The sequence below is a fragment of the Actinoplanes sp. NPDC026619 genome (genome assembly GCF_040638295.1).
Classification (GTDB): Bacteria; Actinomycetota; Actinomycetes; order Mycobacteriales; family Micromonosporaceae; genus Actinoplanes.
In genome coordinates, this window is the sequence record NZ_JBEZYA010000003.1 from 81,187 (window position 1) to 95,459 (window position 14,273).

A 14,273-nucleotide genomic window follows, 5' to 3' on the forward strand; every position below is an offset into this window, starting at 1 on the left:
CCGCCCTCAGCTTCCCCTCAGCCACCCGGCCGGCGCGGCCGCCCGTCGGGGTGGCGGTCGATGCGCAGGTCCCGCTCCAGCTCGGCAGGCAGCAGCGCCGTGACGATGGTCCACAGGCCGGGCGAGAAACGCACGAGCCGCACCACCCGCGCTTTCCGGATCACCCGCAGCGCGGTCGAGTCGCCGTGCAGGCCCCGACGTGATCGGCCGGATCAGCGACTTCCAGACCACCATCGCCTCGGCCGTCGAGGAGCAGACCGCCACCACCGCCGAGATGAACCGCAGCGTCACCGAGGCGGCCGGCGGCACCGAGGAGATCTCGCAGACCATCACCGGCGTCGCCGACGCGGCCCACACCACCAGCGCGGGCGTCGCCGAGACCCGGCAGGCCACCGCCGAGCTGGCCCGGATGTCCGGCGAGCTGACCAGCCTGGTCTCGGCCTTCCGCTACTGACGCCGATCAGGATGCCGACCGGCGGTTCCACGCCGGCCGGCATCCTCGTCGGGTATATCGCGGCCATCGTCAGCGGGTAGCTTGATCGGATGCGTCTGACGAAATTCGGCCACGCCTGCGTGCGCCTCGAGAGCGGCGACCGAGTGCTCGTGATCGACCCCGGCACCCTTTCCGAGCCGGAGTCGCTGACCGGCGCCACCGCGGTCCTCATCACCCACGAGCACGACGACCACGTGGACGCCGACGCGCTCGCCGCGGCCCGGCGCAGCAACCCGGCACTGACGATCCACACCCATCCGGCGCTCGCCGCCGAGCTCGGCGACGGCGTGACCGCGGTCAACGCGGGCGACACGTTCACCGCGGGCGGCTTCACCGTGCAGGCCGTCGGCGGCCTGCACGCCGACATCATCGACGGCATCCCCGGCTGCCCCAACCTGGGCTTCGTCGTCGACGGCATCTACCACCCCGGCGACTCCCTGTTCGTGCCGGCCGAGCCGGTCGAGACGCTGCTGGTGCCGGCCTCCGGCCCGTGGCTGAAGCTCGGCGAGGCGATCGAGTTCACCCGCGCGGTCAAGCCGGCCCGGGCCTTCCCCATCCACGACGCCCACCTCAGCGAGGTCGGCATCGGCAGCTTCGACTGGTGGGTGGGCAACAAGGGCGGCGCCGAGTACGCCCGCATCCCCCTGGGCGAGTCGGTCGACCTCTGACCGGATGAACCGGCGACGACGCAAGAAGCTGCAGCCAGTGTCACACCGGTTTCCGTGATGTCGGGGTCTCGGAGGGCGGATAGGACCCCGACATCAAGGATTCTGGGCCGGGGCTGCTAACCGGCCCGCACGCTGCCGTCCCACGTCCAGGAGGACAGGGCCGGGCGGCCGGGCAGCTCGCCCCGGCCGGTGGCCCAGAGCAGGGTCGGCCAGGGGTCGCCGGCCGGGATCGTCGGGAAGAGGCGGCGCAGCGCGTTCGTGCACAGGTCGGCCGGCGGGGTCCACGGCAGGCCCAGGCCGGCGGCGACGTCGTGCATGTGGACCAGCACCTCGACCACGCCCATGGCGGCGAACCCGGAGGCGTCCGACGGGCCGTACTCGTGGAAGGACTGCCGCGTCGTCGGCACCGCGTCGACGGTGGACGCCAGCATCGTGCCGCAGGACTCGAAGACCTGCAGCAGCGCCCGGTTGCCCTCGGCCGGATCGACGAAGATCGTCAGGGCCGGGCCGCCGTCGCGCCGCCGGCTCCAGCCGAACCGCACGTGGGTGGTCAGCGACGGCGTCGCCGGGCCGAGCTGGGCCGCGTAGACGAACAGGTCGTCGCTCATGTGCTCGACCGTCTCCCAGCACGTCCAGGTCAGACTGCCGGCCGGCGCCTGCCAGTCGAGATCGGCGACGGCGCCGAGGGCTTCGCGGGCGAGCGCGACGGTACGCGTGAGGTCGTCGGAGAGCATCCCGCGATTATCGGCCCTGCCGGCCGGCGGCGTGGGCCGCCGGCCGGCCGATTTCAGGCCGCCTTCTCGATCTGCGCGGTGAGGGAGTCCACCTTGGCGGTCAGCACGGCCAGGTCCTCGAGGAGCTTGGCGAAGACGCCGTCCGGCGGCAGCGGGTCGCCGGCCCGGGTGGTGCCGACCATGGCCGCGAACCAGACGTCGCCGCTCAGGTCGGCCAGGTTCCGGGTGTAGGTGGAACCGGGGGTGTTGGTGCCGGCCACCCGGTAGTCGGTGGTGACCTCCTTGCCGATGGCGGCAAGCCGTGAGTCGATCGCCTTCTGCGTCTGGGCCACGATCGTGTTGGTGATCCAGGTCTTGTCGGCAGCGGTCAGCGCCACGGGAATGTCCTCCAGGTGCCAGGAAGCCGTGCTGGCCTCGAGGGAAGTGGTGTACGAGGCCGAGAAGTGGGCGTGCTCGGTGTGCGGCGACGCGCCGGTGTAGGTCTTCTGCACCCAGCTGGACGACGCGGACCAGATGCGCTTGTTGTAGATGATGTAGCGCAGCCGCTTCTCGGCGCCCGACCGGCAGCGGCCGAGCAGGAACTGCACGACCTTCTCCATGGTCAGGTCGCTCTCGTTCAGGTTGTTGTCCACGTCGATCGCGTGGACCTCGTTGACCTTGTCGGCATCGTGGATGGGCACGTTGCCCGTCTCGTCCGGGTTGTGGTCGGACGACTCCTGCGAATGCGCGGTGTCACCGATGCTGCCGTCGCTGGCCTTGTCGCGACTCGGCGCGATCCGGTCGAACTCCGCGAACAGCGTCTTCAAGCAGGGAATGAGAACCCAGCTTGCCATCGAAGGGACCTCCGGATTGCGGGTGATCAAGGGGCGAGCGGAACTGTACTGCGATGTTCACCCACCCGCACTCAGCGCAAACGTGCCTCTGGAGATCCACTATGGCGATCCACATAGGTCGTTCAGCCGATCTACCAGGGCAGATGCGGCAAAAAACCAGCAAGTGTGCCAAATGTTGGAGATCCCTCGGAAGAGAGCCACGGATTAGCATCGCGGGATGGACCTCACCCTCTTCGCCGGCATCCCGGTCAGCGACTACCAACGGGCCCTGAGCTGGTACGAAACACTGCTCGGCACCCCGCCGGCGTTCATCCCGAACGACATCGAGGCGGTCTGGGAGGTCGCCGAGGGCCGATCGGTCTACATCGCCGTCAAGCCGGAGCACGCCGGGCACGGGCTGATCACCGTGTTCGTCGACGACTTCGACGGCTGGGTCGCGCGGATCGCGGCGCGCGGCCTCGAGCCGGACAAGCGCGAGGAGTACGACAACGGCGTACGCAAAGCGGTCTACCTCGACCCGGACGGCAACGAGTTCGGCGTCGGCGGCTGACTGACTTTTCATGTCGTTCTCGTGATCGCCACGTCGAGGTTGCCGCTCGGTCTTTCGCAGACGGTCGACTGCCAGCGGGAGCCCCGGCGACGGACGCCGGGCGCCGCGTCCCGTGGAGGAATTCGTGGCCGACCGACGTCAGGTGCTTTTGCTGGGCGCCGCCGCCGCTGCAGGACCCGCGCTGGGGGCGGCCACCGCCCCGGCGGTGGCGTTTGCGAACGGCCGCACGAGGACGAGCGAGGTCTTCGGGCACCGCGGCGCGTCCGGCTACCGGCCTGAGCACACGCTCGCGTCGTACGAGCTGGCGGCCCGGCTGGGCGCCGACTACCTGGAGCCCGACCTGGTCTCGACGAAGGACCACGTGCTGGTCTGCCGGCACGAGCCGGAGATCGGCGGCACCACCGACGTGGCGGGCCGGCCCGAGTTCGCGTCGCGCAAGAAGACCGTGTCGCTCGACGGGGTCAGCGTGACCGGCTGGTTCACCGAGGACTTCACGCTGGCCGAGCTGAAGACGCTGCGTGCGGTCGAGCGACTGCCTGCCGTCCGGCAGCGCAACACGCTCTATAACGGCCTCTTCGAGGTGCCGACGTTCCAGGAGATGCTCGATCTGCGGGCCCGCCTGTCCAAGGAGCTGGACCGCGACCTCGGCGTCATCCCGGAGACCAAGCACCCCACGTACTTCCGCCGCTTGGGTCTGGAGCTGGAGACGCCGCTGCTGCGCACGCTCGACCGGGCCGGTCTCAACCGGCGCGGCGCCAAGGTGTGGATCCAGTCGTTCGAGGCGGCCAACCTGCGTGACATCCGGAGCCGGGCGAAGGTCGACCTGATCTTCCTGACCAGCGCGTCGGGATCGCCGTTCAACGACACCACGACGTACGCCGAATATCTGACGCCGTCCGGGCTGAAGGAGCTGTCCCGTTACGCGGACGGCATCGGTCCCGACAAGAACCAGGTCATCCCGCGGAACGCCGACAACACCCTGGGCGCGCCCACCAGCCTGGTCCGCGACGCGCACGCGGCCGGCGTCAAGGTCATCCCCTACACGTTCCGCGCCGAGAACCAGTTCCTGCCGAAGGATTACCAGGTCGGCACGGACCCGAACGCCTACGGCCGGGCGATCGACGAGCAGATCACCTATCTCAACACCGGCATCGACGGCCTCTTCACCGACCAGGCCGACATCGGGGTCCTCGCCCGAAAACTACAGAAATAACCACTTTTACGGTACGGGTGACGGCTTCCACAACCGCACGGCGGCCGTCACCCGACTGCTCACATCAACAGCGGGCCGTTCAGTGCTTGGGAACGATCGTCGGGTAGATGTGCTCGAAGCTCAGCGCCTTGCCGAAGCCGGTCGCGACGATGAACGTGATGCCGAGCAGCACGCCGAGGATGACGACGGCGAACAGCCCGTAACCGAGCGTGCGCCCGGCCGGCCGGGCCACGCCGCCGGCGTCGGCCCAGGCGAGCGACCGGATGCCGAGGGCGAACAGAACCGGCAGGCCGGCGCCGAGCACCAGTCCGGCGAGCAGCACCCGCCACGCGCCGTCGAGGGCGAAACCGAGGTTGTGCATGATCGGAAGCTCTCTACTCAGGCGGCGGTGACGGGGACGCGGGCGGGGTCGGCCGGGGCCGGGGTCTCGGCCACCGAGTCCCAGTCGTCATTGACGTTGCGGTGGCTGATCGGCACCCGGCGCGAGCGCATCCACACCCCGACCGAGAACACCACCAGCAGGGCGAAGATCGTCAGCGCGCCGGCCAGGCCGCCGATCACGTTACCGAGCGCCCAGGTCAGGGCGCCGACCACGGCGGCGGCCGGCAGCGTGATCAGCCAGGCCAGGACCATCCGGCCGGCCACCCGCCAGCGCACCTGGGCGCCGGTGCGGCCGACGCCGGAGCCGAGCACCGAGCCGGTGGCGACGTGCGTGGTCGACAGCGCGAAACCGAGGTGACTGGAGGCCAGGATGACCGCGGCCGAGCTGGACTGCGCGGCCATGCCCTGCGGCGGCGCGATGTCGACCAGGCCCTTGCCGAGGGTGCGGATGATCCGCCAGCCACCCAGGTAGGTGCCGAGCGCGATGGCGAGGGCGCAGGCGACCTTGACCCAGAACGGGATGTTCTTGGTGTCGGTCCAGTCGCCGGTCGCGATCAGCGCGAGCGTGATGACGCCCATGGTCTTCTGCGCGTCGTTGGTTCCGTGCGCGAGCGAGACCAGCGAGGCGCTGCCGATCTGGCCCCACTTGAAGCCCCGGTCGGTGTAGCGCGCGGCGAGGCCGGCCGTGATGCGGTAGACCAGCCAGGTGCCGGCGGCGGCGACCACCCCGGCGATGGCCGGTGACAGCAGCGCGGGCAGCAGGACCTTGCCGACGACGCCGTCGAGCTTCGACCCGTCGCCGTTCCAGTTGACCCCGGCCCAGCCGAGACCCGCGATGGTGGCGCCGATCAGGCCGCCGAACAGCGCGTGCGAGGAGCTCGACGGCAGGCCGAGCAGCCAGGTGAGCAGATTCCAGATGATGCCGCCGACCAGGCCGGCCAGGATGATCAGCAGCAGGGCGCTGCCACCACCCGCGACGAGCGACGCCTTGGGCGTGCCGTTCGAGTTCTGGATCTTGACGACCGCGTTGGTGACGGTGAGCGCCACTTGGACCGAGAGGAAGGCGCCGACGAGATTGAGGACGCCCGACAGGGCGACCGCCGTCTTCGGTTTCAGCGCCTTGGTGGCGATGGTCGTGGCCATCGCGTTCGCCGTGTCGTGGAACCCGTTGGTGAAATCGAAGGCGAGTGCCGTCACGATGACCAGGGCGAGGACCACCGAAGCTTGTGTCACAAAGCGATGGTCACCTGCGCTGCTGTGCGGTTGCTAGAGGATGAACGTCACCTCTTCGAAGTTCGACCCTCGTTAACCTCATGTTTCCCAAATGTGAGCGGTACGTAGCGGGATCGTCGCAGAAAGAGAACAGCCGGGCGCATCGCACCCGGCCGTTCATGTGAGGTTCATCATTCGGTTGGTGGATCCACCAGCGGCCAGCCACCGGCCGCGAGGTGTGCCGACACCCGCGCCACGTCCGCGGGCGTCGCGTTCTGCAGCATCGATTCCTTGATCAACTCTTCGATGTCCTGCCCGCTGATCGGGTCGTCGGAGACCGTCGACTGCTCGGCGAGATCCTTGGCGATGCCCCGGATCTCGTCCTCGGTCAGCTTGCGGCGCAGCACGCCGAGCAGGGCGACATAGTCCTGCCGCGGCACGCCGGTCGGGTAGCCGGCGCGCAGCCACTGCACGCTGCGTGTCAGGAAGTTCGAACGGTCGCTCACTTCCGGCTCCCTGTCAGTGCTTGTCGATGATCGTCGGGTAGATGTGCTCGAAGCTCAGCGCCTTGCCGAAGCCGCTGGCAACGACGAACGTGATGCCCAGCACGATGCCGGCCAGCACGATCGCGAAGAGGATCCAGCCGATCACGGTGCCGATCGGCTGAGCCTTCGGCCCACCGACCCCGCTCTCGTGCACCTCGGCCTCGCCGCCGGCGCCCCAGGCGAGGGACCGGATGCCCAACGCGAACAGCAGCGGAAGGCCGGCGCCGAGGATAAGCCCAGCGAACAGCACTTTCCATGCCCCTTCAAGGGCGAATCCCAAGTTGTCGCTCATGAGGCGCTCCCCGCGGGCACGCGCTCCGGCTCCGGCGCGCCTTCCCACTCGTCGTTGACGTTGTGATGACCGACCGGCTCCCGGCGCGAGCGCAGGTACATGTACCCGGCCGCGACCAGCAGCAGCACGAAGATCAGGATCGCGCCGCCGAGCCCGCCGATCAGATCACCGAGGAACCACATGACCGCGCCGACGATCGCCGCCGCGGGCAGCGTGATCAGCCAGGCCGCGACCATCCGACCGGCCACCTTCCAGCGCACCTGCGCGCCCGGCTTGCCGACCCCGGACCCCAGGATCGAGCCGGTGGCCACGTGCGTGGTCGACAGCGCGAAGCCGAGGTGGCTGGAGGCCAGGATGACCGCCGCCGACGCCGACTCGGCCGCCATGCCCTGCGGCGGCGCGATCTCGACCAGGCCCTTGCCGAGCGTACGGATGATCCGCCAGCCACCCAGGTAGGTGCCGAGCGCGATCGCCAGCGCGCAGGCGATCTTCACCCAGAGCGGGATGTTCTTGGTGTCGGTCCAGTCGCCGGTCGCGATCAGCGCCAGGGTGATCACACCCATCGTCTTCTGCGCGTCGTTGGTGCCGTGCGCGAGCGAGACCAGCGAGGCGCTGCCGATCTGGCCCCAGCGGAACCCGTTGTCGGTGAACCGCTGCGCGACGCCGGTGACCACCCGGTAGATCAGCCAGGTGCCGACGGCCGCGACGACACCGGCGATGACCGGCGACATGATGGCCGGCAGGATCACCTTGCCGACGACGCCGTCGAGCTTGCTGCCGTTGCCGTTCCAGTTGACGCCGGCCCAGCCGAGGCCGGCGATGCTCGCGCCGATCAGCCCGCCGAACAGCGCGTGCGACGAGCTGGACGGCAGGCCCAGCAGCCAGGTGAGCAGGTTCCAGACGATGCCGCCGACCAGGCCGGCGAGCACGATGATCAGGAGGGCCTCGCCGCCGTGCTCGGTCAGCGAGGGCTTCGGCGTACCGTCCGAATTCTGGATCTTCACGACGGCATTGGTGACGGTCAGCGCGACCTCGACCGAGAGGAACGCGCCGATGAGATTGAGCAGACCGGAGAGGGCGACGGCCACCTTCGGCCGCAGCGCGTTCGTGGCGATGGACGTGGCCATCGCATTCGCGGTGTCGTGGAACCCGTTGGTGAAGTCAAAACCGAGTGCGGTGATGACCACCAGGGCCAGAATGACCGTTGACTCTGTCACCGGGCCAGACTGGCTCCGGAAAAGTCAGACCTGAAGACCTTCGGGCCGACGTGTTGAGAGTTCCACCGCTGTTGGCCAGGGGTTAGTCGACTTGTAAGCCGATTTCAGGTTTCCACCACAGCTGGGCCACGGGTAAGGAACCGGCGCGCAAACCGTACCGGAACGCTGCCCGGCCCGTTCGTAAGGCCGTTCGTCAGGCCCGGAGGAAGGTCAGCACGGCCCGCACCCGCCGGTGCTCGCGCTCGTGCTGGAACAGCCCCAGCTTGGTGAAGATCGAGGTCACGTGCGCCTCGACCGTCTTGATCGCCAGGTGCAGGTCGGCGGCGACCGCGGCGTTGGACAGGCCCTGCGCCATCAGCGCCAGCACCGCCCGCTCCCGGTCGGTGAGCGCGTCCAGCGGATCGCGCACCCGCCGCCGGGCGACCAGCCGGGCCACCAGCTCGGGGTCGATCACCGTCTCGCCACGGGCCACCTTCCGCACGTCGGTCCCGAACGCGCCGAGGTCGGAGACGCGGTCCTTGAGCAGGTAGCCCACGCCGCCGTCGAATTCGGTCATCAGCCGCAGCGCGTGGTGCACCTCGACGTACTGCGACAACAGCATCAAACCGACGCCGGGCGCGGCCGCGCGGATCGCCGCCGCGGTGTCGATGCCCTCGGCCGCGAACCCGGGCGGCATCCGGAGGTCGAGCACAGCGACGTCGGGCGGGTCGGCGCGCACCAGGCCGAGCAGCGCGGCGCCGTCGCCGGCCTGCCCGGTCACGGTGAACCCGACATCGGCGAGGATGCGGGCCATGCCCTCGCGGAACAGCACCGCGTCGTCGGCGAGCATCACCCGCACGGGATCACCGCCCGCAGCCGGGTGCCGCCCGGGCCGCTCTCGACGACAAGGCGGGCGTCCAGCGTGGCCAGCCGGTCAGCCAGCCCTTCCAGCCCACCACCCGCCCGCACAGCCGCACCACCGCAGCCGTCGTCGAACACCTCGACGGCCAGCCCGGCTTCGGCAAAAGCGGTCGGCCCGGCCCCGGCGAAAGCGGTCGGGCCAGCCCCGGCAAAAGCGGTCAGGCCGGCCTCGGCGAGAGCGGTCGGGCTGGCCTCGGCGAACTCCACCCGGACCGCGACCGTGCCGGCGCCTGAGTGCTTGGCCGCGTTGGTCAGGCCTTCGCTGACCACGAAGTAGGCGGTCGACTCGACCTCGGCCGGCAACCGCCGCGGCACCGAGATGGTCAGCCGCACCGGCAGCGCCGACCGGTCGGCGAGGAACTCGATCGCGGCTTCGAGGCCGTCCTGGGTCAGCACGGCCGGGTGCAGGCCGCGCGCCATCTCGCGCAGCTCGGCGGTGGCCTCGAGCAACTGCCGGCGGACCTGTTCGGCCCGCGCCGCGACCTCGGTGTCGCCGGCCAGCCGCACCACCGCGCCGAGCTCCATCGCGACGGTGACGAGGCGCTGCTGCGCACCGTCGTGCAGGTCGCGTTCCAGCCGCCGGCGGGCAGAGTCCCCGGCCACGATCAGCCGCTGGGCGGTCGCCCGCAGCTCCAGAACGAGCCCCGCCTGCGCAGCCAGGTCCCCGACCAGGCGCTGCTCGGCGGCCGACAGGACGGCGCCCGGCGCCATGGTCACGGCGAGCGCCCCGCGGAACCGGCCGTCGTGCCACACCTCGACCGCCACCGGCGCTTCGAGAGCGCGCGGGCCGCCCGCCCGCTTGTCCACCGGAAGCGAGCCGGCCGCCAAGTCTTCCGTCGTGCGCGGGCCGCCCGCCTGCTTGCCCACCGGACGCGGGCCGGCCGCCAGGTCGGCCAACGTGCGCGGGCCGCCCGCCTGCTTGCCCACCGGACGCGGGCCGGCCGCCAGGTCGGCCAGCGTGTGCGGGCCGGGCGGCAGCGGTGTCGCCGGCGGCCAGGCGGACGCGGCGCGCAGGTCGTCGGCCGGGCCGGTCCACAGCATCACCTGGCGCGCGCCGACCGCGTCGGCCACGGTGGTGCAGATGCCGTCGAGGAGGCCGCCGGCCGGGGCGGTGAAGTGCGCCGACAGCCGGGCGAGGGCCTCGTAGGGGGTGGCCCGCCGCCCGTAGACAAGCCGGTCAGCGAGCCGCTGCACCCGGGCGCGCAGCGGCGCGAACGCGACCGCGACGAGACCGGTGGCCACGATCGACAGCAGCGTGCCGTGTCCGTCGACGAGGCGGCCGATGCCGGTCACGACGATGGCGTAACCCGCGGTCACCACGGCCGCCATCGCGCCGAGGACCAGCGACTTGTTGATCACCGGGTCGATGTCGTAGAGCCGGTACCGCAGGATCGCGGCGCCGGCCGCCACGGCGAGCAGCGGCGCCGTCAGCGTGCCCGACACCGGCGATCCCCAGACCACCAGGCCGGCCACCATCACCGCGGCCGACACCGTAGCCGCGAAGAGGAACCAGCGCAGCTGGCGGGCCTCGGCCCCGCGCGCCTGCCGCACCCGGACCACCACGCACGCCACCCAGGTCAGCTGGAACAGCAGATAGCCGACCGGCCGGGCGACGTCGTAGAAAGCCTCCGCGGCCGCCCGACCCGGCACCGCGAACGGGTGGCCCGCGACCAGGCCGGTGCGGGCCTGCTCGACCGGCCACAGGGCCGAGACCAGGGCAAGGACCAATCCCACCGCGGCCAGTACGCCGACCACCGGCGCCCACGCGCGCGACGGCAGCCGCCCGGTCGGGAAGCACATCACCGCCACCCCGACCAGCACCAGCACCAGCGGCAGCGGCCAGACGCCGAGCCAGCCGAGCCACGAGGCGCCCGGCAACGGCCCGGCGTGCAGGCCGTACTGCCGGCCCGCGAACATCACCGCGTGGGCGGCGCCGACCGCGACGAACAGCCGGCCCTCCCGGTTGCCCGGGCGGCGGTGCAGGACGTACAGCCCGACCGCGGCGAACGACACCGCGATCAGTCCGTTGTGCAGGTTGCCGACGTGCACCCCGAGCGCGAAGCCACCGGCGACCAGCGCACCGGTCGCCGCACCCACCACCCAGCGCAGCACGCCTGTATCGTGCCAGCGCCGGCGCGCGCTGTGACCAGGGTTAACCCGGCATTTGTGGGAGGGCCGGCCCGGATGCCCGGCGGGCCCGGCGCGACGAGGTTGAAAGCCATGAACTCGACACCTCTGGAACGTGTGCTCACCGGGTCGCTGCTGGTCGCGCCCGCCGTCTATCTGATCGCCGACCTGCTGTACGCGACCCGCGGCTGGGCCGACCCGGCCGCCGCCGTGTTCCATGTCCTCGGCGCCGCCGGCTACACCCTCGTGATGCTCCGGCTGGCGACCCTCGGCCACGGCGTGCCGGCCGCGGTCCTGCTGGTGGTCGGCGTGTTCGGCGCGGCCGGCAACGTGGCGTACGGCTTCAACACCATCCATGTCTCGCTCGGCGACACCGACCTGGTCGACGCGAGCGGCGCCGCCGTACTCATCAAGCCTCTTGGTCTTTGTTTTCCGCTCACCCTGCTGCTCGGCGCCGCCGTCCTGCGCCGCATCGCGCCGGCGTGGATCGCCGGTCTGCTGGCGGCCGCCGCGCTCGCCTGGCCGGTCGCGCACATCGCCAACGTCGGCTGGCTCGCCGTACTCGTCAATGCCGTGCTTGTGTGGGTCTTCGGAGTGGTGGCCGTACGGCGGCCGGGTGACGGCACCGGAGCGGTACGGCGAGAGCGTTCTGACCTACGAGTGGGCCGGTGAGCGGGGCGCCGTCGACGAGGCCCTGCGCCTGCTGGCCGACCTCACGTTCGGCACCGCGATCGCGTGGGGGTGCGGATAGCCGAACCATCGAGGACGTGCTGCCCCGGTCGTCCGCACCGCCGCGGTTCGGCAGGGTCGGAACATGCGATCACGAGTACGCCGCTGGATCCTCGAACCGCTCGTCCGTGGCCTGACCGGGCTGCCCCTCGCCCTCGCCGCGATCCCGATGGCCCTGACCGGGCTGGCCGGGCCGGCGGCACGCCTGCAGTTGCGGATGGCGGCCCGCTTCCCGGTCGTCGGCGCCGGCCCGGCCGGGCACGACGTCAGCCCCGGCCCGGTCCGCGTCCTGCGGCACAGTCTGCTGGTGTTCGTCCCGGCGCTGCTGGCCTTCGCGGCGGCGGCGATGCAGCTGTTCGTCGCGTACTCGGGCTACCTGTACCCGCTGCGCCCGGACACGATCGCCGCGATCGGTCATCCGTTCACCCCCGACCCGCAGGTGCTCCCCGGCGCCTGGGGCGGCCCGACCCTGGTGGGCGCCTGGGCGGTGCACTCCGCGGTCGCGCTCGGCGTGCAGGTGCTCTGCGGCGTACTTCTGGCCGGCCTCTGCGCGGCGCAGAACCGGCTGGCGCCGACCGGCGTATCTTTGGCCGGTGAGCGATCTTGAAGGAACCCTCCTGTTCGCCGGCATCCCGCTCGCCGTCGTCGCGGTGATCTTCGCCCTCGTCTTCATGACCACCGAGAAGCCGAGCAAGGAGCCGATCGTCAAGCCGATCATGGACGACAAGGACCGGAAGGAGTAGCCGGCCCACCAGCCGCTCCGGTCATCCAAGATGGTCGACATGACGTTCACCCCGGACGAGCTCGACCGCATCGTGGACCACCTGGCGGCGACCGGTGAGATCGACGCCCGCTTCTCCTACATGGGCGGCGGCGCCGCGACCTGGGACCGGTTCGTCTCGTTCCAGGAGAGCGACACCACTCCTAACATCCTGCACTCCACGCGCGACCCGGAGATCGGCTTCGATGGCGAGACCCGCGAACGCTACCTGCGAATCCGCCTCACCGGGCCGGTGACGCCGGCCGGCCGGCTCGCGCTGCCGGCCGGGCAACGCGTCCACCTGTGGCGCTATTACCACCGCTCCGCGGAGGAGCTGACCGCGATGCTGGGTGCGGCCGGCTACCCGCCGCTGACCGTCCGGCGCAGCGCGGACGGGGAGTTCGCCCTGGTCGCGGGCTTGCGCTAGGCCGGAGTCGGCTGTGTTCGTGTTCGGGGCAGGAGCAGGACCGCGAGCAGGCCGCTCAGGACGGTGGCGGCGCAGGCCAGGTAGGCGGCTGCGGTCAGGGACAGGGCGCCGGTGATGGCCGGGCCGGCGAGCGCGCCGAGCAGGGTGGCGACCGCCTCACCGGTGAACTGCACCGCGCTCACCCGGCCCAGCACCGGGTTCGGGGTGCGGCGCTGCACGGTGGTCTGCGCGGTGACCAGCGCCGCCGACCCGAAGCCGCCGATCAGCACCGCCGCCGGCAGGGCGGTGACCAGCGACCGCGACGTGAACAGGAGCACGAAGCCGGCGCCGGTCGCGGCGAGCAGGGCGCCCAGCAGGTATCCGGGTGGCGTCCGGTCGATGAGCCGGCGGATCAGCGGCGCGCCGAGCAGGAAGCCCACGCCGAGCGCCGACATCACGAGGCCGATCTGGGCGCTGCCGCCGAGCACCCGCACCCCGAACGGCACCAGCAGCGCGGACAGCGACGCGTTCGCGGCGAGGAACAGCGTGAGGACCACCAGCAGCCAGGTCAGGGTGCGGTCGGTGCGCAGGAACGCGAGTCCCGCCCGCAGTTCGACCGGGCCGCGATGGCGCACCGGGGTCACCAGGCGGGACGTCATCAGGATCGCGGCAGCCGACACGACATACGTGGCGATGTCGATCCAGACCAGGGCGCCGAATCCGGCCACGCCGAGCAGCACCCCGCCCAGTGGCGCGCCGACGAGACGCACGGTGCCGTCGGTGATCGCGTTGAGTGCGTTGGCGCCGGTCAGCGCGCTGCCGGTGCCGACCACGGCGGGTGTGTTCGCCTGGGCGGCCGGGCGGAACACCACGGTGCCGACGCTCTCGGCGATCAGCGCGAGGTAGACCAGCCACACGTCGCCCGGCTCGCGGACGAGCAGCAGCAGCGCGATCGCGACGGCGCGCAGCAGGTCGGTCGCGATCATCAGGCGGCGGCGGTCCCACTGGTCGGCGAGGACGCCGCCGAGCGGCCCGATCAACACCGGGGGCAGGAACTCGGCGGCCAGGGTGAGGCCGGTCGCGGCCAGCGAGCCGGTCAATTCCAGCACGTACGCCGGGATCGCCACCGCCATCAGCCACGCGCCGAGCAGGCTGATCAGGCGCGCGAACCAGAGCAGCCGGAAGTCACGGATCCGCAGTGCTTCGATCACGG

The 14,273-nt window shown here is 71.2% G+C and carries 18 protein-coding genes and 1 pseudogene; 8 read left to right on the forward strand and 11 right to left on the reverse strand.

What is annotated here, in order from left to right; all coding sequences use genetic code 11:
* Positions 1–17 precede the first annotated feature (17 nt).
* The gene (locus AB0E90_RS08785) at positions 18–164 is read right to left on the reverse strand and encodes a hypothetical protein (protein WP_360401584.1); all 147 of its coding nucleotides are present in this window, start codon (positions 162–164) and stop codon (positions 18–20) included.
* A 35-nt stretch (positions 165–199) separates the two neighbouring features.
* Between AB0E90_RS08785 and AB0E90_RS08790 the strand changes: the two are divergent.
* A pseudogene (locus tag AB0E90_RS08790) lies at positions 200–454 on the forward strand (methyl-accepting chemotaxis protein); the annotation flags it as partial.
* Between the two features lie 89 nt (positions 455–543).
* On the forward strand, positions 544–1,161 hold the full coding sequence (locus AB0E90_RS08795) for an MBL fold metallo-hydrolase (protein WP_360401587.1): 618 nt from the start codon (positions 544–546) through the stop codon (positions 1,159–1,161).
* A gap of 116 nt (positions 1,162–1,277) precedes the next feature.
* On the opposite strand, the gene AB0E90_RS08800 is transcribed toward AB0E90_RS08795, so the two are convergent.
* Positions 1,278–1,895, reverse strand: a complete 618-nt coding sequence (locus tag AB0E90_RS08800; RefSeq protein WP_360401590.1) for a DinB family protein — start codon at positions 1,893–1,895, stop codon at positions 1,278–1,280.
* A gap of 53 nt (positions 1,896–1,948) precedes the next feature.
* On the reverse strand, positions 1,949–2,728 hold the full coding sequence (locus AB0E90_RS08805; protein ID WP_360401593.1) for a hypothetical protein: 780 nt from the start codon (positions 2,726–2,728) through the stop codon (positions 1,949–1,951).
* A 217-nt stretch (positions 2,729–2,945) separates the two neighbouring features.
* Here AB0E90_RS08805 and AB0E90_RS08810 point away from each other — a divergent pair, with 217 nt between their 5' ends.
* Positions 2,946–3,278, forward strand: coding sequence for a VOC family protein (locus AB0E90_RS08810; protein ID WP_360401596.1), 333 nt, complete (start codon positions 2,946–2,948; stop codon positions 3,276–3,278).
* A gap of 124 nt (positions 3,279–3,402) precedes the next feature.
* Entirely contained in the window at positions 3,403–4,491 is a 1,089-nt protein-coding gene (locus AB0E90_RS08815; RefSeq protein ID WP_360401599.1) for a glycerophosphodiester phosphodiesterase, read from the forward strand.
* Positions 4,492–4,570: 79 nt separating this feature from the next.
* On the opposite strand, the gene AB0E90_RS08820 is transcribed toward AB0E90_RS08815, so the two are convergent.
* The 7 genes from AB0E90_RS08820 to AB0E90_RS08850 all read right to left on the reverse strand — a co-directional run bounded on the left by AB0E90_RS08820 (position 4,571) and on the right by AB0E90_RS08850 (position 11,150).
* Positions 4,571–4,852 carry a hypothetical protein gene (locus AB0E90_RS08820; RefSeq protein ID WP_360401602.1) on the reverse strand — a complete coding sequence of 94 codons (282 nt, stop codon included), beginning with the start codon at positions 4,850–4,852 and terminating at the stop codon, positions 4,571–4,573.
* A 17-nt stretch (positions 4,853–4,869) separates the two neighbouring features.
* Positions 4,870–6,105: an inorganic phosphate transporter gene (locus AB0E90_RS08825; RefSeq protein WP_360401605.1), complete on the reverse strand. Its 1,236-nt coding sequence runs from the start codon at positions 6,103–6,105 to the stop codon at positions 4,870–4,872.
* Positions 6,106–6,275: 170 nt separating this feature from the next.
* Complete coding sequence (locus AB0E90_RS08830; RefSeq protein WP_360401608.1) at positions 6,276–6,590, reverse strand: DUF3349 domain-containing protein; 315 nt, start codon at positions 6,588–6,590, stop codon at positions 6,276–6,278.
* Between the two features lie 13 nt (positions 6,591–6,603).
* A complete protein-coding gene (locus AB0E90_RS08835; protein WP_360401611.1) occupies positions 6,604–6,921 on the reverse strand; it encodes a hypothetical protein in 318 nt (105 codons plus the stop codon).
* Positions 6,918–8,138, reverse strand: coding sequence for an inorganic phosphate transporter (locus AB0E90_RS08840; RefSeq protein WP_360401614.1), 1,221 nt, complete (start codon positions 8,136–8,138; stop codon positions 6,918–6,920). The genes AB0E90_RS08835 and AB0E90_RS08840 overlap by 4 nt, the downstream gene beginning before the upstream one ends.
* A gap of 193 nt (positions 8,139–8,331) precedes the next feature.
* Complete coding sequence (locus AB0E90_RS08845; protein ID WP_360401617.1) at positions 8,332–8,976, reverse strand: response regulator transcription factor; 645 nt, start codon at positions 8,974–8,976, stop codon at positions 8,332–8,334.
* A complete protein-coding gene (locus AB0E90_RS08850; protein ID WP_360401620.1) occupies positions 8,967–11,150 on the reverse strand; it encodes a histidine kinase in 2,184 nt (727 codons plus the stop codon). The genes AB0E90_RS08845 and AB0E90_RS08850 overlap by 10 nt, the downstream gene beginning before the upstream one ends.
* Before the next feature lie 108 nt (positions 11,151–11,258).
* Here AB0E90_RS08850 and AB0E90_RS08855 point away from each other — a divergent pair, with 108 nt between their 5' ends.
* The 4 genes from AB0E90_RS08855 to AB0E90_RS08870 all read left to right on the forward strand — a co-directional run bounded on the left by AB0E90_RS08855 (position 11,259) and on the right by AB0E90_RS08870 (position 13,081).
* The gene (locus AB0E90_RS08855; protein WP_360401623.1) at positions 11,259–11,837 is read left to right on the forward strand and encodes a hypothetical protein; all 579 of its coding nucleotides are present in this window, start codon (positions 11,259–11,261) and stop codon (positions 11,835–11,837) included.
* Between the two features lie 142 nt (positions 11,838–11,979).
* Positions 11,980–12,501, forward strand: a complete 522-nt coding sequence (locus tag AB0E90_RS08860) for a hypothetical protein (protein ID WP_360401626.1) — start codon at positions 11,980–11,982, stop codon at positions 12,499–12,501.
* Entirely contained in the window at positions 12,488–12,637 is a 150-nt protein-coding gene (locus tag AB0E90_RS08865) for a hypothetical protein (protein WP_360401629.1), read from the forward strand. The genes AB0E90_RS08860 and AB0E90_RS08865 overlap by 14 nt, the downstream gene beginning before the upstream one ends.
* 39 nt (positions 12,638–12,676) lie before the next feature.
* Positions 12,677–13,081: a hypothetical protein gene (locus tag AB0E90_RS08870; RefSeq protein WP_360401632.1), complete on the forward strand. Its 405-nt coding sequence runs from the start codon at positions 12,677–12,679 to the stop codon at positions 13,079–13,081.
* On the opposite strand, the gene AB0E90_RS08875 is transcribed toward AB0E90_RS08870, so the two are convergent.
* On the reverse strand, positions 13,078–14,271 hold the full coding sequence (locus tag AB0E90_RS08875; protein WP_360401635.1) for an MFS transporter: 1,194 nt from the start codon (positions 14,269–14,271) through the stop codon (positions 13,078–13,080). The genes AB0E90_RS08870 and AB0E90_RS08875 overlap by 4 nt on opposite strands.
* Positions 14,272–14,273: the final 2 nt, after the last annotated feature.

Excerpts from the sequence above, each read along its gene's own strand:
- AB0E90_RS08795 (WP_360401587.1), top strand. The coding sequence starts at position 544 with ATGCGTCTGACGAAATTCGGCCACGCCTGCGTGCGCCTCGAGAGCGGC.
- AB0E90_RS08800 (WP_360401590.1), bottom strand. The coding sequence starts at position 1,895 with ATGCTCTCCGACGACCTCACGCGTACCGTCGCGCTCGCCCGCGAAGCC.
- AB0E90_RS08805 (WP_360401593.1), bottom strand. The coding sequence starts at position 2,728 with ATGGCAAGCTGGGTTCTCATTCCCTGCTTGAAGACGCTGTTCGCGGAG.
- AB0E90_RS08810 (WP_360401596.1), top strand. The coding sequence starts at position 2,946 with ATGGACCTCACCCTCTTCGCCGGCATCCCGGTCAGCGACTACCAACGG.
- AB0E90_RS08820 (WP_360401602.1), bottom strand. The coding sequence starts at position 4,852 with ATGCACAACCTCGGTTTCGCCCTCGACGGCGCGTGGCGGGTGCTGCTC.
- AB0E90_RS08835 (WP_360401611.1), bottom strand. The coding sequence starts at position 6,921 with ATGAGCGACAACTTGGGATTCGCCCTTGAAGGGGCATGGAAAGTGCTG.
- AB0E90_RS08855 (WP_360401623.1), top strand. The coding sequence starts at position 11,259 with ATGAACTCGACACCTCTGGAACGTGTGCTCACCGGGTCGCTGCTGGTC.
- AB0E90_RS08860 (WP_360401626.1), top strand. The coding sequence starts at position 11,980 with ATGCGATCACGAGTACGCCGCTGGATCCTCGAACCGCTCGTCCGTGGC.
- AB0E90_RS08870 (WP_360401632.1), top strand. The coding sequence starts at position 12,677 with ATGACGTTCACCCCGGACGAGCTCGACCGCATCGTGGACCACCTGGCG.